Raw genomic sequence first — 20,755 nt, 5'->3', positions numbered from 1 at the left:
CCGTATGTCAGCCACCCGGTATACGTATCTCGGTCCCGAAGGCACCTTCACGGAGGCCGCGCTGCGTACGCTGCCCGAGGCCGCGACGCGGGAGCTCGTCCCGATGGTCTCGGTCCCGGCCGCGCTGGACGCCGTCCGCAACGGCGAGGCCGCGGCAGCGCTGGTGCCGATCGAGAACTCGGTCGAGGGCGGGGTGACCGCGACCCTGGACGAGCTGGCCTCGGGCGAGCCGCTGATGATCTACCGCGAGGTTCTCCTGCCGATCGCCTTCGCCCTGCTCGTACGGCCCGGGACGAGGATGTCGGAGATCAAGACCGTCACGGGGCACCCGGTGGCCCAGCCGCAGGTGCGGAACTGGCTGCGGACCCATCTGCCGGAGGCGGTGTGGGAGTCGGCCGCGTCGAACGCGGACGGCGCCCGCCTCGTCCAGGAGGGCCGCTTCGACGCGGCCTTCGCCGGCGAGTTCGCGGCCGCCACCTACGGCCTGGAGGCCCTGGTCACCGAGATCCACGACGCGGAGAACGCCGAGACGCGCTTCGTGCTGGTGGGCCGGCCGGCCCGGCCCGCGGCGCCGACCGGTGCGGACAAGACCTCGGTCGTGCTGTGGCTGGGCGAGGACCACCCGGGCGCGCTGCTGGAACTCCTCCAGGAATTCGCCGTGCGCGGGGTCAACCTGATGCTGATCCAGTCCCGTCCCACGGGCGCGGGCATCGGCAACTACTGCTTCGCGGTGGACGCCGAGGGCCATATCTCGGACCGCCGGGTCGGCGAGGCGCTGATGGGGCTGAAGCGGATCTGTCCCAAGGTGCGTTTCCTCGGTTCGTATCCGCGCGCGGGCGTGGCGGTCGAGGACGTACGGCCGCTGCGGCGCGGAACCTCGGACGGCGAGTTCACGAACGCCTCGGACTGGCTGGCGCGGGTCCAGGACGGCCGGGCGTAGCCCGAGTTATCCACAGGCTTGTGTCTCGACCTGGGGACAAGTCGACAAGCGCGTTCACCAGGTCCCGGGCCGCCCCCGGCAGGGTCGACAAATCGTCGTCACCCCTGCTCCGGGGGCCCACTCTTTGGGGCGAGGTATTCCCACTCGAAGGAGTGGGAAAATGCCGTCGGCCCTCTTGGTCCACAGATCTTCCACACAGCCTGTGGATAACCCTTCGGAGTCCCGCATTCCTGTGGAGAACCTCGGAGAGAACCCCGGGAGAAGCCCGGAGATCTCCTCGGGGAGTCCGAATGGGGAAATCATGGAAAAACAAAGCAATTCGGGCAAAGCGACACGCAAGTCCTTATCGAGTGGGGCCGCACGATCGCGCACCGGTAGCCTGGTGGGGTGATTGACCTTCGCCTGCTCCGTGAGGACCCCGACCGTGTTCGCGCCTCCCAGCGCGCCCGTGGAGAGGACGTCGCGCTCGTCGACGCCCTGCTCTCCGCCGATGAGCGGCGCAGGTCGTCCGGCGTCCGCTTCGACGAGCTCCGATCCGAGCAGAAGGCGCTCGGCAAGCTGATCCCCAAGGCCTCCCCCGAGGAGCGCGCCGCGCTCCTCCAGAAGGCCGAGCAGCTCAAGACCGACGTCAAGGCCGCCGAGGCCGAGCAGAACGAGGCCGACGAGACGGCCCGCGCGCTCCTCCTCCAGCTCGGCAACATCGTCCACCCCGACGTGCCCGTCGGCGGCGAGGAGGACTTCGTCGTCCTCGAGACGCACGGCACCATCCGCGACTTCGCCGCCGAGGGCTTCGAGCCCAGGGACCACCTGGAGCTCGGCGAGGCGCTGGGCGCCATCGACGTCGAGCGCGGCGCGAAGGTCTCCGGCTCGCGCTTCTACTACCTGACCGGCGTCGGCGCGCTCCTGGAGCTCGCCCTGGTCAACGCGGCGATCGCCCAGGCCACCGAGGCCGGCTTCATCCCGATGCTCACCCCCGCGCTGGTCCGCCCGCGCGCCATGGAGGGCACCGGCTTCCTCGGCCAGGCCGCGGAGAACGTGTACCACCTGGAGAAGGACGACTACTACCTGGTCGGCACCTCCGAGGTCCCGCTCGCCGCGTACCACATGGACGAGATCATCGACGCCGACAAGCTGCCGCTGCGGTACGCCGGCTTCTCGCCGTGCTTCCGCCGCGAGGCCGGCACCTACGGCAAGGACACCCGCGGCATCTTCCGCGTCCACCAGTTCGACAAGGTCGAGATGTTCTCGTACGTCGCTCCGGAGGACGCCGAGGCCGAGCACAAGCGGCTGCTCGACTGGGAGAAGCAGTGGCTGACCTCCCTGGAGCTGCCCTTCCAGGTGATCGACGTCGCCACCGGCGACCTGGGCTCCTCCGCCTCCCGCAAGTTCGACTGCGAGGCCTGGATCCCGACCCAGGGCAAGTACCGCGAGCTGACCTCCGCCTCCAACTGCGACGGATTCCAGGCCCGCCGCCTGTCCGTCCGCATGCGCGAGGAGCAGGGCGGCAAGAAGACGGTGCAGCCGCTGGCCACCCTGAACGGCACGCTGTGCGCCGTACCGCGCACGATCGTGGCGATCCTGGAGAACCACCAGCTGCCGGACGGCTCGGTCCGCGTGCCCGAGGTGCTGCGCCCCTACCTCGGCGGCCGTGAGGTCCTGGAGCCGATCTCCAAGTGAGCACCTTCCCCTACCGCCTGGTGGCGACGGACCTCGACGGCACGCTGTTGCGGGCCGACGAGTCCGTCTCGGGCCGTACGCGCGACGCGCTCGTCGCCGCCACGGAGGCGGGCGCCGCGCACATCGTCGTCACCGGCCGGGCGGTGCCCTGGACCCGGCACATCCTCGACGACCTCGGCTACGAGGGGATCGCGGTGTGCGGGCAGGGCGCGCAGGTCTACCACGCCGGTGAGCACCGGCTGCTGACCTCGCTCACCCTGGACCGGCAGCTCGCCGGCCTCGCCCTGTCCAAGCTGGAGGCCGAGGTGGGCCCGCTGGCCCTCGCCGCGAGCCGCGACGGCCTGGAGGGCGAGGTCCTGATCGGCCCCGGCTACCGGGTCCAGGAGGGCCCGCTGCCGTACGTCCCGTACGAGGACCCGGCGGAGCTGTGGTCGGCCCCGCTGACCAAGCTGTACCTCCAGCACCCGACGCTCGACGACGACCAGCTGACCCGGGCCGCGCGCGAGACGGTCGGCGGCCTCGTGGACGTCGTCATGGCGGGCCCGGGGATCGTGGAGGTCCTTCCGCTCGGCCTGAGCAAGGCGACCGGCCTCTCCCTCGCCGCGCGCCGGCTCGGCGTGAAGGCCGCGGAGACGATCGCCTTCGGCGACATGCCCAACGACATCCCGATGTTCGGCTGGGCGGCGCGCGGCGTCGCGATGGGCAACGCCCACGAGGAGCTGCGCGCGGTGGCCGACGAGGTGACCGCGTCCAACGAGGAGGACGGCATCGCGCTCGTCCTGGAGCGTCTGCTGAGCGCCTGAGCGCGCGACGGAAGACAGGGAAGAAGCGGGGCGGCCCGCGCGGTTCGCCTCCGCGCGCTCGAAGCGGCCGCCCCGTTTCCGTACCCCCAGTGTGGGCCGGACGCCCCCGGGGGACCACCGGTTTACCGACCGGTTTAACGGGGGTGCGCCGGGACGCTCACCCGCGGTGCGCCGGATCCGCCGCCTGCGGCGCCGTGTGCCGGGTCAGCGGCCAGAACGCGAGCCCGATGACCAGCGAGATCGCGTGCCCCAGATCGGTGTACGTGTGGTGCGAGACCAGCGGCACCGCGAAGAAGGCCACCGCCCCCGCCAGGTAGAACCAGCGCCAGGGGCGAGGCAGCCGGTAGGTGAGGATGCCGACCGAGGCGGCCAGACCGTAGCTCACCCCGATGTCGACGACGTGCGCCATGCTGCGCGGCACGTCGTGGTCCTGGATCGCCTCCAGGACGACCTTCTGACTGATGAGGGTGGCGGCGACGTGCGCCGTCGCGACGACGACCAGCCACTTCGCCGTGCCGAGCCAGCGCTCGACGGGCGCGTGGAAGACCTCGAAGAGGACCGCGTACAGGAGCAGGCTCTCCGGGTTCTCGATCCAGAACGCGCTGCCGAGCAGCGCCTGGACGGGGTGGCGGGAGAGCTCGTGGAGATTGCTGCTGTTGCGGTGCAGCAGATAGTGCTCCAGGCCGTCCGGGGAGAGCGCGATGAACAGGCTGGTGATCGCGATGACGGCCAGCCAGACATGCGTACCGGGTGACGAACGCACCCACGACCTGATCGGCCGGGACGGTTCGCCACCCGGGGCATGGGGAGAGGTTTCGCGAGGCACGTATCCGTGCCTATCACCCGAACCTGGGTGATGGGTGTGAGGAACCTCAGAAATTGATCATGTGTCCGGCGATGCCGTGGATCGCTTCCTTGACGGCCTCGCCCAGCGTCGGGTGGGCGTGCACGTTGCGGGCGACCTCGTGGACGGTGAGGTCCCACTGCTGCGCCAGGGTGAGCTCGGGCAGCAGCTCGGTGACGTCGGGGCCGATGAGGTGGGCGCCGATGATCTCGCCGTACGTGGCGTCGGCGACGATCTTCACGAAGCCGGTCGCGTCACCGAGGCCGTGCGCCTTGCCGTTCGCCATGAACGGGAACTTGGCGACCTTGACGTCGTAGCCCTTCTCGCGGGCCTGCGCCTCGGTGTAGCCGAAGCTGGCGATCTGCGGCTGGCAGTAGGTCGCGCGGGGGATCATCGCGTAGTCGAGCTCCATGGTCTCGGCGTCCGCGATGGTCTCGGCGGCGATGACGCCCATGGCCTCGGCGGTGTGCGCGAGCATCAGCTTCGCGGTGACGTCGCCGATCGCGTAGATGTGCGGCGCGGAGGTGCGGCAGCGGCCGTCGACCTCGATGGCGCCGCGCTCGGTCAGGGCGACGCCGGTGTTCTCCAGGCCGTAGCCGGACACGTTCGGGGCGAAGCCGATGGCCTGCAGGACCTTGTCGGCCTCCAGGACCTTCTGGGCGCCGTCCTTGCCGGTGACGGTGACGCGGACCTGCGGGCCGGACTCGTCGATGGCCTCGACGCGGGTGGAGGTCAGGACGTCGATGCCCAGCTTGCGGTACTGCTTGGCGAGCTCCTTCGACACCTCCTCGTCCTCCAGCGGGGCCATCCGGTCGAGGAACTCGACGATGGTGACCTTGGTGCCGTAGTTGTTCAGCACGTAGGCGAACTCGATGCCGATCGCGCCGGCGCCGGCGATGATGATCGACTTCGGGGCGTCCTCGGCGAGGATCTGCTGCTCGTAGGAGACGACGCGGTCGCTCAGCGCGGTGCCGGGCAGCAGCCGCGGGGTGGCGCCGGTGGCGATGATGCAGTGGTCGAACGTGATCGTCTGCGCGGTGCCGTCGGCCTTGTTCACCTGCAGCGTGTTCGCGTCGAGGAAGGTGCCCCGGCCGTCGAACTCGGTGATGCCGTTCTTCTTCATCAGGAAGTGGACGCCCTTGACCCGGCCGTCCGCGACCGTGCGGCTGCGCGCGAAGGCGTCGCCGTAGTCGAAGGTCACCGTGCCGTCGACCTTGATGCCGAAGGTCTTGGCCTCGTGGTTGAAGATGTGGGCCAGCTCGGCGTTGCGCAGCAGCGCCTTGGTGGGGATGCAGCCCACGTTCAGGCAGACACCGCCCCAGTACTTCTCCTCGACGACCGCGACCCGCTTGCCCAGCTGGGCGGCGCGGATGGCGGCGACGTAGCCGCCGGGGCCAGCTCCGAGTACGACGACGTCGAAGCGGTCTGACATGACTGACTCCCGAGGGTGGTGAGGGTGTTCGGTCCGCGTACGAGTCCTACGAGCCCCCGTACGGGGCCACAGTAGTCCCGCCGCTGCGGAGGGGCGGAGGAGCAGCGGGAAGCCAGTTGTAGGATGACTGGGCAACCGGGTGAATCAAGGAGTGGTGACGCGGTGATGGCGCTGAAGGCGGCGGGACGGGTCTCGCTGGTGGACTCCGTGGTGGAGCAGCTGCGGACACAGCTCGCCGAGGGCGAATGGGCCGTCGGCGACCGCATCCCGACCGAGCACGAGCTCGCCGAACTCCTCGGCGTCGGCCGCAACACCGTGCGCGAGGCCGTCCGCGTCCTGGTCCACGCCGGGCTCCTGGAGTCCCGGCAGGGCAACGGCACCTTCGTCAGGTCCACCGCCGACCCCGCCGCCGTGCTGCGCGGGGTGCGGCACGCGGGCGCCCTGGACGTCCTGGAGCTCCGGGTCGCCCTGGAGGCGGAGGCGGCGCGCCTGGCGGCGGTCCGGCGGGACACCCACGACCTGCTGCGGCTGCGGGCGGCCCTGACCGGCCTGCGCGAGCGGGGCGACCGGGATGCCGGCGCCGACGTCGCCTTCCACCTCGCGGTCGTCGAGGCCACGCACAACGCGGCCTTCCGCGAGGTGTACCGCTTCTTCTCCGCCCAGGTGCACGAGTCACTGACGGAGGCGCTCGGCGACCACGCCATGCCGCCGGTCGACATCGACGCGCACGAGGCGCTGGTCGCGGCGATCGAGGCGGCGGACCCGGACGCGGCGGAGGCGCAGACGCGCGAACTGCTGCGGCTCCCGATGGAGACGGTCGCGGCGCTGACGGAGGAGTCGCGGTGAGCCGGGAGACCTCCGGGGCACCCGTCGCCGACGCCCTCCCTGACGCCCTTCCTGACGTCCTCCCCGATGGCCTTCCTGCCGCCCTCACCGACGCCCTCCCCGACGTCCTCGTCGACGCCGAGGCGGATGTCCGGCCCTCCGCGGCGGGCGCGGCGGCCCGGCGGGCACTGCTCGCCCGGCCGGCGGTGCTCCTGGTCGGGATCGTGCTGGCCTCGGTCAACATGCGGGCCGCGCTGGCGAGCGTGTCGCCGCTGGTGAGCGAGATGTCCGAGGCGTACGGCCTGTCGTCGGCCGCGACCTCCCTGGTGACCTCGGTACCGGTGCTCTTCCTGGGCCTCGGCGCGCTGGTCGCGCCCTGGCTCGGGCGCCGCTTCGGCGCGGAACGGGTGCTGTTCGCGGCGCTGCTGCTGCTCGGCGTCGGCATCCTCACGCGGGTCCTGCCGTCGTCGGCCGCGCTGTACGCGGGCGGCGTCCTCGTCGGCACCGCCATCGCCCTGCTGAACGTCCTGATGCCCGGCCTCATCAAGCGGGACTTCCCGGACCGGGCCGCCTCGATGACCTCCGTCTACACGGGCGCGATGATCGCGGGCGCCACGGTCGTCGCGGCCTCCTCGGTGCCGCTGGAGCGGGCGCTCGGCGGCTGGCAGGCCTCGCTCGGCTTCTGGTCGCTGCTCGCCGCGGTGGCGGCGCTGGCCTGGCTGCCGCAGGTGCTGATCGCCCGGGGCCGTACCGGGCACGAGGTGCGGGCCGGGAGCCCCGCCGCCATGCCCGTCCGGTCCGTCTGGCGCTCGGCACTGGCCTGGCAGGTGACCCTGTTCATGGGGCTCCAGTCGCTGTGGTCGTACGTCCTGATCGCCTGGATGCCGACGATCTTCACGGACCACGGGATGAGCCGCTCGACGGCCGGTGTGGTCTTCGCCTTCAACAACCTGATCCAGGTGGCGGGCGCCTTCGCCGTGCCGCTGCTGGCCGGCCGGATGCGCAGCCAGCGCCCGCTGATCGTGCTGGTCACGACGCTGGTCGCGGCGGGCTACGCCGGGCTGATGGTGGCCCCGGTGGAGGGCGCCTGGCTCTGGTCGGGGCTCCTCGGCGTCGGCCAGGGCGGTGCGGTGGGTCTCGCGCTCACCCTGATCGTGCTGCGCTCGGGCGACGCGGTGACGGCGGCCCGGCTGTCCGGCATGGCGCAGACCGTCGGCTATCTGATGGCTGCGGCGGGCCCGCTGGCCGCCGGCGCCCTGCACCAGGCGACCGGCTCCTGGACCACGCCGATCCTCGCCGTGCTGGGCGTCTGCGCGGCGGCCCTCGCCGTCGGCCTGCTCGCGGCCCGGAGCCGTACGGTCTGACGACGCGTACGGCTCCGGGGACGGGCGGGGCTCCGGCGCGGGGCCGCGGCTCCGGGGCGGCGTGCGCCCCGGGGGCGGGCTACTCCTCGCCCGCCAGCGTCATGGTCCGCAGCTTCCGGCCGGCGAACCAGGTCGCCGCGACCGTCACGGCGACCAGGAGCACCACCGCGGTCGGCAGGGCCACCTCGGAGGTGACCAGGCCGTCGCCGGTGACCTTCTCCGCGAGGGCCAGCGCCCACTGCTGGACGCTGAGGGTGCGGGCACCCGCGATGAGGGAGCCGAACAGGGCCTCCCAGACCAGGGCGTAGACCAGGCCGATGACGACGGCGTGGCGGCTGACCGTGCCGAGCAGCAGGAACAGCGCGCTGTACGCGATGGAGGCCACCAGGGCCGCCACCGTGTAGGCGACCGCCACCTGCTGCCCGTTGCCGTTGAGGATGAATCCGGCGATCAGCGTCGGCACGGCCGAGAAGACCATGGTCACGGCGATGGCGACGATCAGCTTGGTGAAGACGATCGTCGGCCGCTTCACCGGCTTGGCCAGCAGGTAGACGATCGAGCCGTCGTCGATCTCCGGGCCGATGGCGCCGGTGCCGGCGATGACACCGATCAGCGGCACCATCGTGGCCAGCGCGAATCCGCCGAGGACGTCGGCGGCGACCTGGTCGTCGGCGCCGTTGAACAGGCGGACCGCGGCGGCGATCACGATCAGCATGGCGGGCAGCAGGAAGAGGATCAGGGCCCGTCGGCGGCCGAGCAGGGCCCGGTAGGTGAGCCGGGCGACTGTGGGGTTGTACATCGGTCGGGCTCCTTTCAGGCCGCTACGAGATACGAGAAGACGGATTCGAGGGACTCGTCCGAGGGCGAGACCGTGAGCAGCCGGATGCCCCGCTCCTTGGCCACCTTCGGCAGCAGTTCGGTGAACCGCCCGAAGTCGACGGCCTGCACGCGCAGCCCGCCCTCGGCCGTGTGGTCGACCTCGATGCCGGCCGTCGACGGATCGGCGATCAGCGCCGCCGCCAGGGCCCGGTCGTCGCTGGAGCGGACCAGGTAGCGGTGCGGCCGGTCCGTCATGAGGCGGCGGATGCGGCGGAAGTCGCCGGAGGCGGCGTGCCGTCCGGCCACGATCACCTCGATGTGCGAGGCGAGCTGCTCGACCTCCTCCAGGATGTGCGAGGAGAACAGGACCGTGCGGCCCTCGGCGCCCATCCGGCGCAGCAGGTCCATCAACTGCATGCGCTGGCGCGGGTCCATGCCGTTGAAGGGCTCGTCGAGCAGCAGCACGGACGGCTCGTGGACGAGGGCCGAGGCCATCTTCACGCGCTGCCGCATGCCCTTGCTGTACGTGGAGATCTTGCGGTCCTGGGCGTACTCCATCTCGACCGTGGCGAGGGCCCGTCGGGCCTCCTCGTCGCCGAGGCCCTGCAACTCCGCGTTGGCGACGACGAACTCGCGGCCGGTGAGGAAGTCGTACATCGCCTCCCGCTCGGGGACGACACCGACCTTCCGGTAGACCGACTCGTTGCGCCAGATCGCCTCGCCGTCGAGGGTGACGGTGCCGGTGGAGGGGGGCAGGAAGCCGCCCATCATGTTGATCAGCGTCGACTTTCCGGCGCCGTTGGGGCCGAGCAGGCCCGTGACCCCGGGACCGACGGTCATGGTGACGTCGTTGACGGCCACGACGTTGCCGAACCAGCGCGAGGCGTGGTCGATGTTCAGGGTGGTCACAGCCCGACCTTTCGGTAGCGGCGCATCAGCACGCCGTACGAACCGGCGATCAGCGCGAGGACGACCAGCACGTAGAGCGCGCCGACCGCGGTGCCGGGCGCGGCGGCCTCCCCGCCCGGGGCGGCGGTGGGCGCCCCGAGGAAGGCGTCCTGCACGCCGCCGATGAGGGTGATCGGCGAGAACAGCCCGATCCACTTGACCGCGCCGACGTTGTCGGTGCCGTAGGCGATGCCCTGGAGGGTGGAGACCGCTCCGTAGGAGATCACCAGGGTGGCGATGACGGCGGCGACACCGAAGCCGCGCCGCGGGGTGAGCGCCGCCATGACGAGGCCGATGCCGCCGAAGAGCAGCGAGAGCAGCGCCACGGAGACGAGTCCCTGGCCGAGCATCTTCGTCTGCTCGGCGAAGTCCATCTTGGCGAGCAGCGAGCCGATCCAGAGGATCAGCAGCGGGGAGGCGGTGAGGATGAACATCGCGGAGGCCATCGCCCCGTACTTGGCGAGCACGTAGTCCACGCGCTCGATCGGGCGGGCGAAGTAGAGGGGGACGGTCCGGAACCTGAGGTCGCGGGAGACCGACTGGGGGGCCTGGGAGGCCACGAAGATGGCGATCACCATCTGGAGGAAGATCGCGTACTGCGTGTACTCGATCGCCAGCTTCGACGACTTGGTGAAGACCGCGACGGCGACGATGATCAGCGCCGGCACGCACATCACGGCGAAGAGCAGCATCGGCAGCACCTTGGACTTGGCGCTGCGGCCCAGTCCGTACGCGCCGCGCAGCGACTGGGAGAACAGCGCCCGGCGCGCGGCGGGGCGGCCGAGGCGGGCTCCGTCGTATCCGCGGTAGCCGATGTTGTGGATCTGGGTGTTCTCGGGGGCCTGGGAGCTCATCGCGTCGGCACCTCCTCCTGCTGCTGCGGCTTGAAGACCTCGGCGATGTGGTGGCGGCGCTGCTCCATGCGGACCAGGCCGAGGCCGAGGCCGGCGACGGTGTCGCGGACCAGGTCGTAGACCTCCTCGCCCGGGGCCTCCAGGAGGAGGATGTGACCGGCGCCCGGGAGGCCCTCCTCCGTCCCGCCGTGCAGGGTCGCTCCGGCGGCGGTCAGGGCGGCGCGGAGCGCCTCCGTGCCGTCGGGGTGGGCGTCGGAGTCGGTGACCTCGACCGCGAGGGTCGTGGTCGTGCGGGTGAAGTCGCTGGTGGAGCTGGAGCGGAGCAGCCGCCCGCCGTCGATGACGACGACGTGGTCGCAGGTGCGCTCCAGCTCGCCGAGGAGGTGCGAGGTGACCAGGACCGAGATGCCGAAGTCGGTCCACACGCGCCGGATCAGGCCGAGCATGTCGTCGCGGCCGACCGGGTCGAGGCCGTTGGTCGGCTCGTCGAGGAGGACCAGCTTCGGGTCGTGGACGAGGGCCTGGGCCAGCTTCACCCGCTGCTTCATGCCGGTCGAGTAGCCGCCCATGGGGCGGTAGCGCTCCTCGTACAGGCCGACGTGGCGCAGGGTGTCCGCGGTCCGCTCGCGGGCGGCGGTCGCCGGCAGGCCGGACATGCGCGCCATGTGGACGACGAACTCCGTCGCCGAGACGTCCGGCGGCAGGCAGTCGTGCTCCGGCATGTAGCCGACGCGCTCACGGATCTGGGCGCCGGAGGTCGCCACGTCGAGTCCGAGGACTTCGGCGCGGCCCTCCGTGGCCGGGGACAGACCAAGAAGAATCTTGATCATCGTCGACTTGCCGGCTCCGTTGGCACCCACAAGTCCGGTCACACCGGGCCCGATGTCCAGGGAGAGCCGGTCGAGAGCGGTCACCCGGGGGAACCGCTTGCTGAGGCTTTCGGTCGCGATCACAGTCACGCCTACGACGGTAGTGGTCTGCGCCACACAGGTCGTCAGCCCAACGGCTCGATCCCTCTCCGACTCCAGACGTACAAGCCCGTAGGGGAGTCGAGACCAAAGTCGTTCCGGCCCCGGTTTTCCACAGGCTGTGCCGGACCCCTTGACGCAGCCGCCGGGCATTGTCACATTCATCGATGTCAAGTTACGTACGCGTAGCGTCGCCGGGCGCTCACACGGGACGGGCGGGTGGCATGACCTCAGCAGGCACGGCAGGGACGCGGGAGCTCACCGCGGAGCTGCGCGGATTCAGAGAGGTGCAGCGCCTCTCGTACGCGTGCGCCGAAGCCGTCGCGGCCCAGCTCAAGCCGGGCGTGACCGAGCGCGACGCGGCCCGGATGCAGCGGGAGTGGCTGTACGAGCGCGGAGTGAAGGACTGGTTCCACCGGCCGTTCGCCTGGTTCGGCGACCGCACGGCCTTCGTCGACTTCAGGATCCCGCTCCAGTTCTTCCCGACGAACCGGCGACTGGAGGCCGGGATGCCGTTCATCCTCGACATGGCCCCGGTCTACAAGGGCTACACGGCGGACATCGGCTACTCCGGCTCCCTGGGCCTCAACCCCGTCCAGGACAAGCTGCTCGCCGACCTCAGGGAGCACCGCGAGCTGATCCTGCGCGAGGTGCGCGAGCGCCGCACGCTGCGGGAGATCTACGAGGACGTGGACCGCCTGATGGTCCGCCAGGGGTACGCCAACCGGCACCGGGCCTACCCCTTCGGCGTCATCGCCCACAAGGTCGACCGGGTGAGGGAGCGCCGCTGGTCGCCGACGCTGTTCGGCTTCGGCACCCAGTCCCTCAAGGGCCTGGCGAGCGACGCCCTGCACGGCCACCGCGACGGCTGGTCGCCGCTGTGGTCGCCGTACAGGTTCTCCGACCACCCGCCCAGGCCGGGCCTGTGGGCGGTCGAGCCGCACCTCGGATTCCGGGGTACGGGCGCGAAGTTCGAGGAGATCCTGGTCGTCACCGACTCCCGGGACCCCGAGCAGAGCGCGTTCTGGCTGGACGACGACCTGCCGCACGTGCGGCGCTGGAACGAGGAAGAGGTGGCGGCGTGACGACCGACGGGGCGCGGGAGCGCTGGGTCCGCACGGGCGGGATCGAGCTGTGCGTGGCCGAGCTGGGCGACGAGACCCGGCCGACCGTGCTGCTGGTGCACGGCTATCCGGACTCCAAGGAGGTCTGGTCGGAGGTCGCGGGCCGCCTCGCGGAGCGCTTCCACGTGGTGCTGTACGACGTCCGGGGCCACGGCCGGTCGACGGCGCCGACCCCGCTGCGCGGCGGGTTCACGCTGGAGAAGCTGACGGACGACTTCCTGGCCGTGGCCGACGCCGTCAGCCCGGACCGCCCGGTCCACCTGGTGGGCCACGACTGGGGCTCGGTGCAGTCCTGGGAGTTCGCGACGGTCCCGCGCACCGAGGGCCGGATCGCCTCCTTCACCTCGATGTCCGGCCCGTCCCTCGACCACTTCGGGCACTGGATCAAGAGCAGGATGACCCGGCCCACCCCGCGCCGGGTCGGCCAGCTCCTCGGCCAGGGCGCCAAGTCCTGGTACGTGTACATGCTGCACACCCCGGTCCTGCCGGAGCTCGCCTGGCGCGGGCCGCTCGGCAAGCGCTGGCCGCGCCTTCTGGAGCGGCTGGAGCGGATCCCGGCCGGCGACTACCCGACGCCGTCGCTGCCGAGCGACGCCGCCCACGGCGCCTGGCTCTACCGGGACAACGTGCGGGCCCGGCTCTCCCGGCCGCGCGCCGACGCCTACGCGCACACGCCGGTGCAGCTGATCACCCCGACCGGGGACGCCTTCCTCTCCGAGCGGCTCTACGACGACCTGGCCGACTGGGTGCCGGACCTGACCCGGCGCACCCTGCCGGCCAAGCACTGGGTCCCGCGCACCCGCCCCGACCAACTGGCCTCCTGGATCACCGAGTTCGTCGAGGCCAACGAGGACCCGGCGACCAAGGCGCCGAAGACGGCGGCCAGGAGCGGGGTGCGGCCGGAGTACGCGGAGCGCTTCGGCGGCCAGCTGGTCCTGGTGACCGGCGCGGCCAGTGGCATCGGCCGGGCCACCGCCTTCGCGTTCGCGGAGGCCGGCGCCCGGGTCGTGGCGGTGGACCGGGACGCCGAGGGCGCGGCCCGTACGGCCGAGATGGCCCGGCTGATCGGCGCGCCCGCCGCCTGGGGCGAGACCGCCGACGTCTCCGACGAGGCGGCGATGGAGAAGCTGGCCGCGAAGGTGGCGAGCGAGTACGGCGTGGTCGACGTGCTGGTCAACAACGCGGGCATAGGCCTGACCGGCTCGTTCTTCGAGACGACGAGCGAGGAGTGGAAGCGGGTCCTCGACGTCAACCTGTGGGGCGTCATCCACGGCTGCCGGGTGTTCGGCGCGCAGATGGCCGAGCGCGGCCAGGGCGGCCACATCGTCAACACGGCCTCCGCGGCGGCCTTCCAGCCCTCCCGCGCCCTGCCCGCGTACAGCACGTCGAAGGCGGCGGTGCTGATGCTGAGCGAGTGCCTGCGGGCCGAGCTCGCGGACCAGGGCATCGGGGTCTCGGCGATCTGCCCCGGCATCGTCAACACCGCCATCACGTCCACGACCCGGTTCGCCGGCGTCACGGACGAGGTGGAGGAGAAGCGGCGCCAGAAGAAGGCCTCGCGGCTCTACGGGCTGCGCAACTACCCGCCGGAGAAGGTCGCGGACGCGATCCTGCGCGCGGTCCTGCGCGACGAGGCCGTCGTCCCGGTGACGCCGGAGGCCCGGGGCGCGCATCTGGCCTCGCGGTTCGCCCCGGGACTGCTGCGGGCGCTGGCCCGCTGGCAGCCGCCGGCGTAGCGGCGGGGCGGGCGGTCGTACCATCCCTCGCAGGGCAGAAGGGAGCGGTCGGTGGGAGTAGGTTCGTCGGTGCGTTCATCGGAGCAGGCGGCACAGCCGGAGTACCGGATCGAGGATCTGGCCCATCACAGCGGGGCCACGGTCCGGACGATCCGCGCCTACCAGGACCGCGGTCTGCTGCCCCGCCCCGAGCGGCGCGGCCGGTCGAACGTGTACGGGGACACGCATCTGGCCAGGCTGCGGCAGATCGCCGACCTGCTGGACCGCGGCTACACCCTGGCCTCCATCAAGGAGCTCCTGGAGGCCTGGGACGCCGGCCGCGGTCTCGGCGGGGTGCTCGGTCTGGTCGCCGAGGTCGACGGGCCGTGGACCGACGAGGAGGCGGACCGGATCTCGCGGGCCGAGCTCGACGCGCGCTTCGGCGGCCGGCCCGACGAGGACGCGGTCCAGGAGGCGATCGAGCTCGGTGTCCTGGAGCGCATCCCGGACCGGGACGCCGAGGAGTACCTGGTTCCGAGCCCGCAAGAGCTCGCGGTGGCGGCCGAGTTGTACGCGGCGGGCGTGCCGCTGCCCGCGATCACGGGTCATCTGAGGGAACTTCGCGGCCAGGTGGAGCACATCGCCTCCCGCTTCCTGGAGTTCACGACCGAGCACGTCTTCGCGCGCTATCTGGAGCACCGCCCGCCGACGGACGCCGACGCGACGGAGGCGGCGACCCTGGTGCGGCGGCTGCGCCCGCTCGCCCAGCAGACGGTCGACGCCGAACTCGCGCGGGCGATGCGCCTGTTCGCGACCCGCCACCTCCAGCAGCACCTCGCGGCGGACACCCCATTGCCGAGGGGTCAGGAGTCGCTGTCGGTGGCGCTCCCGCCGGAGACGATTCGGGCCGTCCAGCGGCTCGTTGGCCCGCAGAACGTCGCGGCGTTCATCGCGGCGGCAACCGAACGAGAGGTACAGAAAAGAACATTGGACTCTCTTGCCTCAAATGCCCAGAATGACAACCAAATCGGTCAATCCACCTGAGGAAATCGGGTCATTGTCCACAGGATCGCCAATTACCCTGTGGATAAACCCACTTGGCTGTGGATCAAACCTGCGGCTTCAATGAATCCATGAACGACGAGAAACGCACCGTGAAGGTGTCGAAATACCTGTCGAAACACCTCCGCCACCAGCCCGAACGCATCGGCCTCGCCCTCGACGCGCACGGCTGGACCGAGATCGACGCGCTGCTCCGGGCCGCCGCCACGCACGGCTTCCCGATCACCCGCGCCGAACTCGACCACGTCGTCGCCGTCAACGACAAGAAGCGCTTCGCGATCGAGGGCACGCGCATCCGCGCCAGCCAGGGGCACACCGTCGAGGTGGACCTGGACCTGCCGGCCGCCGAACCGCCCGCGTACCTCTACCACGGTACGGTCGCCGCCGCGCTCCCCGCCATCCGGGCCGAGGGCCTGCGCCCCATGGCCCGCCACCATGTGCACCTCTCACCCGACCGCGAGACCGCCACCCGCGTCGGCTCCCGCCGGGGCCGCCCCGTGGTGCTCTCCGTCGACGCCGGGGCGATGCACCGGGCCGGCCACGTCTTCCACGTCAGCGCCAACGGCGTCTGGCTCAGCGACGCCGTCCCGCCGCAGTTCATCCGCTTCCCGGCCTAGACGGGCCTGCGGCATGATCCTTCCCATGGGACACCAGCACCTGCCCACCACCGAGTCGGCCGTCGCCGCGATCCGCGAGATCGCCCGGGAGTTCAACCTGGAGATGACCGTCACCGACGCCATCGGCGCCGACCAGACCTCCCGCCGCACCTCCGCAGGGGCCTTCACCGTCCTCGACCCCGACGGCTCGCTCCCCCACGAGGCCTTCGTCGAGCTCGGCGGCTCCCCCTCGATCACCGTCCGGCTGCACCCCGAGGACGACGCGAGGATCACGGTCGAGGGAATCGACTTCGACGACGTCCCCCGCGACGCGGTCCCCGCGTTCCTCCGCTCCGCCCACGGCGGGCTGGCCCATGTGAAGGGCCGCTTCTTCCCGCCCGGCTGGTGGCTGATCGTCCCGCTCCCCGGCGACGAGACCTACAAGGAGCTCGTCACCGGGATCTCGCTCACCCCGTGGCTGTCACGCCACGTCCGCTGACCGGGCCGGCAGCGCCGCCTCAGCGGAGCTGTCCGAGAGCCTCCGTGGCGATCTTCTCGAAGACCGACTCGTCGGCCGCGAACACCGAGTCCGCGATCGGCATGTGGAGGACCAGCTCGGTGAAGCCCAGCTCGAAGTGCTTCCCCGCGAAGTCCACGAAGGCGTCGAAGGAGTCCAGCGGACGGTCCGGGGTGAACCCCGTGAGCAGCACCTTCTCCATCGGCTCGACGTCCCGGCCGATCTCCGCGCACGCCTTGCCCAGCTTGGCCAGCTGACCCCGCAGCGCCTCCAGGGACTGCTCCGGGGTGCCCGCCTCGAACAGCTTCGGGTCGCCCGTCGTCACCCAGGCCTGCCCGTGCCGCGCGGCCAGCTTCAGCCCGCGCGGGCCGGTCGCCGCCACCGCGAACGGCAGCCGGGGACGCTGCACGCAGCCGGGGATGTTGCGGGCCTCGTCCGCCGAGTAGAACGTGCCCCGCGCGGAGACCGAGTCCTCGGTGAGCAGCCGGTCGAGCAGCGGGACGAACTCGGCGAACCGGTCCGCCCGCTCCTTCGGCGTCCACGCCTCCTGCCCCAGGGCGGTCGCGTCGAAGCCGTTGCCGCCCGCGCCGATGCCGAGGGTGACCCGCCCGCCCGAGATGTCGTCGAGCGAGATCAGATCCTTGGCGAGCGTGACCGGGTGCCGGAAGTTCGGCGAGGTGACGAGCGTGCCCAGGCGCATCCGCTCGGTGGCCCCGGCGGCGGCGGTCAGCGTCGGGATCGCCCCGAACCACGGACCGTCACGGAAGGTCCGCCAGGACAGGTGGTCGTAGGTGTACGCGGTGTGGAAGCCGAGGTCCTCGGCCCGCCGCCAGATCTTCTGTCCCTCGGCCCACCGGTGGATGGGGAGGATCACCGTGCTCAGACGCATGCCACCGACCCTACGGGAACCGTCGGCGGCAGGCGCCCCCACTGCCGGACTCAGCGCAGCAGCCAGCTCAGCAGGGTCGTCGCCGTGAACACCGCGCCCGCCGCCAGACAGACCGCGCGCAGGGTCGGCGACCTGCGGCCCTCCAGGGGCCGGGCCTGCGGCACCGGAGCCAGCAGCGCGTCCGCGAAGGCCTGGGCAGTCGGCGGCCGGTCCGCCGGCTCGACGGACATCGCGGCCCGTAGCAGCAGGGCGACGTGCGGGGGGAGCTCCGTTCCGGCCGGGAGCGCCGGCAGCGTCGAGGCGGTCGGCTGGTCGGTCATCAGGGCCGTGGCACGCCCGCCCGTGCCGAACGGCTTCTGCCCGGTCAGCAGCTCGTAGGCCACGACGGCCAACGCGTAGACGTCGGCCCTCCCGTCGAACCCGCCGGTCTGGAAGGCCTGTTCCGGTGCCATGTACGCGGGCGTGCCCGTGGTCACCGTAAGCCCGGACGCGTCGGCCAGTTGCTTGGCACTGCCCAGATCCGCCACCAGCACCGCGGCGGGCGCAGGACCGGCGGCGAGCAGCAGGTTGGACGGCTTGACGTCGCGGTGCACCACGCCCGCCTCGTGCAGGACCTGGACCGCGTAGCCCGCCTCCGCGGCCAGCCGCAGCGCCTCCTGCGGGTCGCACTGCCCGACCCGGTCCGCCAGGGTGCCGCCGCGTACGTAGTCCATGACGAAGTAGGGCCGGTCCTCCTGCACCCCGACGTCGTGCACCCGGACCACCCGCGGGCTGGCGATCCGGCGCAGCAGCCTCGCCTCCGCCAGGAACCGCTCGCGCACATCGGCGTTGGCGGCCCAGTTGTCGGCCAGCACCTTCACCGCGACCTCGGTGTCGAGCTCCGGATCGTAGGCCTTCCAGACCGTCGCGAAGGAGCCGGCTCCGAGCCGCTCCAGGAGGAGGTAACGGCCGAGCTTGCGCATGTGGCAGCATTCTGCCGGAGTCGGAGGGGAGTGGGGAACTCCCGTTCGGCGGGCGGGATGCCAGGCGGGGCGAGACGGGGGATCCGGGTGTTCGAGGAAGGCGAGCTGGAACGGCTCGTGACGGCCGCTCAGGCGGGGGACCCGGGTGCGATGGAGTACCTGCTGGCCAAGCTGCGGCCGGTGGTGCTGCGCCGCTGCTCGCGCTTCCTGCCCCACCACGCCGACGCGGAGGAGGCCGCACAGGACGCACTGCTGTCCATCAGCACGCACCTGGGCGAGTACGGCGGCCACGGCTCCTTCCTGGGCTGGGTCACGGTGATCGCCTCGAACGCCGCCCGGTCCACCTACCGCTCGATGCGCCGGCGCGCCGAGGACAGCCACGCCGACCTCCCCGAGTCCGTCGACCCGCGCACCACCAGCGTCATCGCCGGGAGCCGGCTCGACCTGATGGAGGCCTTGGCCGCGCTGGAGCAGCAGCACCCCACCCTGGTGGAGTCCTTCGTGCTGCGCGACCTGGGCGACCTGCCCTACGCCCAGGTGGCCGAGCAGCTGGGCGCCCCGCTGGGCACGATCAAGGACCGTATCCACCAGGCCCGCCGCTTCATGCGCGAGCGCCTGGTCACCGGTCCGTGAGCGGCGGTCCCGCCACGGGCGGCGGCCACGCCGTCGTCCGGCGCCGGTCCGCCGTCGCCGCCCTGGTGGCAGCCGCCGCGCTCGGGCTGGCGACCGGCCGGTTCGTCCTGCCACCGCTCCCCGGCGCCACCGCGCACCCGGCAGCGCGCTCGGGTGCCGCGATCGGCGGGGCGTCCCAGGACGCGTCCGCCCCGGCGCCCTCGGCCTCCGGCTCCGGCTCCGGCGCCGCCTCGACGACCGGAGCGACCGGCTCGACCGGAGCGACGGGAGCGACGGGAGCGACCGGGGTGACGGGTGCGACCGGGCCGGTGACGCCCGCGAACCTTCTGGAACCCGCGGCGTTCGGCCCGGACGTCGACGTCGAGCAGATCCGCGTCACCGACCGGTACGGCGACGGGCGATACGCCAACGCGGCCTGCTCCGGCGAGAAGACCCTCACGGAGACCCTGGGCGGGCCCGGGGCCCACTTCCGCGGGCTGACGACCAGCACCCGCACCGTCCCGGAGGACCCCACGCTGGCCTCCGACAACGCCGACCAGGTCGCCCGCGAAGTCGCCGCCGAGGCCCGGAGCGCTTCCCTGGCGCAGAACTTCTCCGAGCGCCTGCTCCTGGAGGAGGTGCCCTGCCAGGAGCAGACGCCAGGGCACTGGGTCTACGGAAAGACGACGACGCTGCGGCTCGCCCCGGACGTCACCGCGAGCTGGATGGGCGCCTACCAGGGATCCCTCAACACCACCGGCACGGCGCCCGAGGGCAAGGAGCCCTGCGGCGGCATCGCCGTGCTGCGCAGCGGCACCCACTACGGGGTGCTGGAGGTCGACGCCTGCCTGGGGACGGCCGCGATGGACCGCGTCGTCCGGACCGCTCTGTCACAGCTGTGAAACAGGCGGTCGGGGCTCCAACTTTCCCTTCACCCGCGGCATCTCCCCCGGTTGTACGAGGACGCAGCAGGCGTCCCGACCAGCAGGGGGACCAGATGACCGAGAACCAGACCGTCCAGCAGAAGTCCGTTCGCCGCAACCGGCTCGCCGCCGCGGCCTGCTTCGCCGCCGCACTGCTCACGGCCACTGCCGTCGGCACCCAGTCGGCCACCGCCGACGGGGCCGCGCACCGCACCGCGGGCGCCGCCCGCTCGGCCGCGGTCACGGGCGCCGTGCCCGGACTCGGCTCCGCCGACCTCGTCCAGAGCGAGGACTTCTTCCGGAAGGGCCTGAACCCGGTCGGCGCGACCGTTGCGCTGACCGGACGCCAGGGGCTGTCCGCGTGCTCCGGCGAGGAGACGATGCGCGGCCTGACCAAGGGCAAGGCCACCGCGTACGCCTCCGTGACGTGGACCTTCGACAGCGACGGCCTGCTGACCGAGTCGGCCGCGAACGCCCCCGCCAAGGCCACGGCCGCCACCTGGGAGAAGCAGCTCGTCACGCTCGTCCAGGACTGCCAGGACGAGCCCGCCGGCCACTGGCGCTACGGTGCCGCCCACACCCTGACCACCACGGGCGGCACCGCCCGCTGGTACGCGGCCTACAACGGCGACGGCACCGTCAGCGGTGGGGTCGCGGTCCTGCGCAGCGGCACCAGGGTCGCCGTCGTCGAGCTCACCGGCCGGCCCTCCTACGCCCCGGCCTCCTTCGAAGGCCTCGCCACCGCGGCACTGAACCGCCTCTCCTCCTGAACGGCAGTCCCGCTCCGCCCGCGCCGCCGGGCGGAGCGGGACCGGACCGCCCGGCACGGCACGACGCCCGGTGGCCCGGCAGCGGCGATCCTTGGCGCGGACGCACGCCTC

At 72.0% G+C, this 20,755-nt stretch carries 21 protein-coding genes; 13 read left to right on the top strand and 8 right to left on the bottom strand.

What is annotated here, in order from left to right; all coding sequences use genetic code 11:
* The first annotated feature begins 4 nt into the window (after window positions 1-4).
* The 3 genes from pheA (at window position 5) to OG309_RS18585 (ending at window position 3,420) form a co-directional block, all read left to right on the top strand.
* Window positions 5-940 (top strand): prephenate dehydratase, encoded by a 936-nt coding sequence (gene pheA, locus OG309_RS18595; protein ID WP_329422333.1) that lies wholly within the window; start codon window positions 5-7, stop codon window positions 938-940.
* 387 nt (window positions 941-1,327) lie between these two features.
* Window positions 1,328-2,617 carry a serine--tRNA ligase gene (serS, locus tag OG309_RS18590; protein ID WP_329422332.1) on the top strand — a complete coding sequence of 430 codons (1,290 nt, stop codon included), beginning with the start codon at window positions 1,328-1,330 and terminating at the stop codon, window positions 2,615-2,617.
* Window positions 2,614-3,420, top strand: coding sequence for an HAD family hydrolase (locus tag OG309_RS18585; protein WP_329422330.1), 807 nt, complete (start codon window positions 2,614-2,616; stop codon window positions 3,418-3,420). The genes serS and OG309_RS18585 overlap by 4 nt, the downstream gene beginning before the upstream one ends.
* 157 nt (window positions 3,421-3,577) lie before the next feature.
* Here OG309_RS18585 and OG309_RS18580 read toward each other — a convergent pair whose 3' ends face one another.
* Both OG309_RS18580 and lpdA read right to left on the bottom strand, forming a co-directional pair.
* Window positions 3,578-4,246, bottom strand: a complete 669-nt coding sequence (locus OG309_RS18580) for a rhomboid-like protein (protein WP_329422328.1) — start codon at window positions 4,244-4,246, stop codon at window positions 3,578-3,580.
* Between the two features lie 46 nt (window positions 4,247-4,292).
* Window positions 4,293-5,696, bottom strand: a complete 1,404-nt coding sequence (lpdA, locus tag OG309_RS18575) for a dihydrolipoyl dehydrogenase (RefSeq protein WP_329422326.1) — start codon at window positions 5,694-5,696, stop codon at window positions 4,293-4,295.
* Window positions 5,697-5,861: 165 nt separating this feature from the next.
* On the opposite strand from lpdA, the gene OG309_RS18570 reads away from it, so the two are divergent.
* Window positions 5,862-6,542, top strand: a complete 681-nt coding sequence (locus OG309_RS18570) for a FadR/GntR family transcriptional regulator (RefSeq protein WP_329422325.1) — start codon at window positions 5,862-5,864, stop codon at window positions 6,540-6,542.
* Window positions 6,539-7,885, top strand: coding sequence for a CynX/NimT family MFS transporter (locus OG309_RS18565; RefSeq protein WP_443067580.1), 1,347 nt, complete (start codon window positions 6,539-6,541; stop codon window positions 7,883-7,885). The genes OG309_RS18570 and OG309_RS18565 overlap by 4 nt, the downstream gene beginning before the upstream one ends.
* A gap of 79 nt (window positions 7,886-7,964) precedes the next feature.
* Here OG309_RS18565 and OG309_RS18560 read toward each other — a convergent pair whose 3' ends face one another.
* From OG309_RS18560 to OG309_RS18545, 4 genes are read right to left on the bottom strand one after another with little or no spacing between them, the layout of a single operon-like run.
* Window positions 7,965-8,684: an ABC transporter permease gene (locus OG309_RS18560; protein ID WP_329422323.1), complete on the bottom strand. Its 720-nt coding sequence runs from the start codon at window positions 8,682-8,684 to the stop codon at window positions 7,965-7,967.
* A gap of 14 nt (window positions 8,685-8,698) precedes the next feature.
* The gene (locus tag OG309_RS18555; protein ID WP_329422321.1) at window positions 8,699-9,613 is read right to left on the bottom strand and encodes an ABC transporter ATP-binding protein; all 915 of its coding nucleotides are present in this window, start codon (window positions 9,611-9,613) and stop codon (window positions 8,699-8,701) included.
* Window positions 9,610-10,506, bottom strand: a complete 897-nt coding sequence (locus OG309_RS18550) for an ABC transporter permease (RefSeq protein WP_329422320.1) — start codon at window positions 10,504-10,506, stop codon at window positions 9,610-9,612. The genes OG309_RS18555 and OG309_RS18550 overlap by 4 nt, the downstream gene beginning before the upstream one ends.
* A complete protein-coding gene (locus OG309_RS18545) occupies window positions 10,503-11,459 on the bottom strand; it encodes an ABC transporter ATP-binding protein (RefSeq protein ID WP_329428418.1) in 957 nt (318 codons plus the stop codon). The genes OG309_RS18550 and OG309_RS18545 overlap by 4 nt, the downstream gene beginning before the upstream one ends.
* Before the next feature lie 239 nt (window positions 11,460-11,698).
* Here OG309_RS18545 and OG309_RS18540 point away from each other — a divergent pair, with 239 nt between their 5' ends.
* The 5 genes from OG309_RS18540 to OG309_RS18520 all read left to right on the top strand — a co-directional run bounded on the left by OG309_RS18540 (window position 11,699) and on the right by OG309_RS18520 (window position 16,470).
* Entirely contained in the window at window positions 11,699-12,559 is an 861-nt protein-coding gene (locus OG309_RS18540) for a M24 family metallopeptidase (protein ID WP_329422318.1), read from the top strand.
* Window positions 12,556-14,334 carry an SDR family oxidoreductase gene (locus OG309_RS18535; protein ID WP_329422316.1) on the top strand — a complete coding sequence of 593 codons (1,779 nt, stop codon included), beginning with the start codon at window positions 12,556-12,558 and terminating at the stop codon, window positions 14,332-14,334. Before OG309_RS18540 ends, OG309_RS18535 begins: the two co-directional genes overlap by 4 nt.
* A 69-nt stretch (window positions 14,335-14,403) precedes the next feature.
* Window positions 14,404-15,357: a MerR family transcriptional regulator gene (locus OG309_RS18530; RefSeq protein ID WP_329422315.1), complete on the top strand. Its 954-nt coding sequence runs from the start codon at window positions 14,404-14,406 to the stop codon at window positions 15,355-15,357.
* A gap of 89 nt (window positions 15,358-15,446) precedes the next feature.
* Entirely contained in the window at window positions 15,447-15,992 is a 546-nt protein-coding gene (locus tag OG309_RS18525) for an RNA 2'-phosphotransferase (RefSeq protein ID WP_329422314.1), read from the top strand.
* 25 nt (window positions 15,993-16,017) lie between these two features.
* Complete coding sequence (locus tag OG309_RS18520; protein ID WP_329422312.1) at window positions 16,018-16,470, top strand: hypothetical protein; 453 nt, start codon at window positions 16,018-16,020, stop codon at window positions 16,468-16,470.
* A 19-nt stretch (window positions 16,471-16,489) separates the two neighbouring features.
* On the opposite strand, the gene OG309_RS18515 is transcribed toward OG309_RS18520, so the two are convergent.
* Window positions 16,490-17,377: an LLM class flavin-dependent oxidoreductase gene (locus OG309_RS18515; RefSeq protein WP_329422310.1), complete on the bottom strand. Its 888-nt coding sequence runs from the start codon at window positions 17,375-17,377 to the stop codon at window positions 16,490-16,492.
* A 50-nt stretch (window positions 17,378-17,427) separates the two neighbouring features.
* Window positions 17,428-18,339, bottom strand: coding sequence for a serine/threonine-protein kinase (locus tag OG309_RS18510; RefSeq protein WP_329422308.1), 912 nt, complete (start codon window positions 18,337-18,339; stop codon window positions 17,428-17,430).
* An 87-nt stretch (window positions 18,340-18,426) separates the two neighbouring features.
* Here OG309_RS18510 and OG309_RS18505 point away from each other — a divergent pair, with 87 nt between their 5' ends.
* The 3 genes from OG309_RS18505 (at window position 18,427) to OG309_RS18495 (ending at window position 20,644) form a co-directional block, all read left to right on the top strand.
* On the top strand, window positions 18,427-18,972 hold the full coding sequence (locus tag OG309_RS18505; protein WP_329422306.1) for an RNA polymerase sigma factor: 546 nt from the start codon (window positions 18,427-18,429) through the stop codon (window positions 18,970-18,972).
* Window positions 18,969-19,853, top strand: coding sequence for a hypothetical protein (locus tag OG309_RS18500; protein ID WP_329422305.1), 885 nt, complete (start codon window positions 18,969-18,971; stop codon window positions 19,851-19,853). Before OG309_RS18505 ends, OG309_RS18500 begins: the two co-directional genes overlap by 4 nt.
* Window positions 19,854-19,948: 95 nt before the next feature.
* Window positions 19,949-20,644 (top strand): hypothetical protein, encoded by a 696-nt coding sequence (locus OG309_RS18495; RefSeq protein ID WP_329422303.1) that lies wholly within the window; start codon window positions 19,949-19,951, stop codon window positions 20,642-20,644.
* Window positions 20,645-20,755 lie beyond the last annotated feature (111 nt).

Source organism: Streptomyces sp. NBC_01268 (assembly GCF_036240795.1).
Lineage (GTDB): Bacteria > Actinomycetota > Actinomycetes > Streptomycetales > Streptomycetaceae > Streptomyces.
This window is presented reverse-complemented; position numbering and strand designations above follow the sequence as displayed.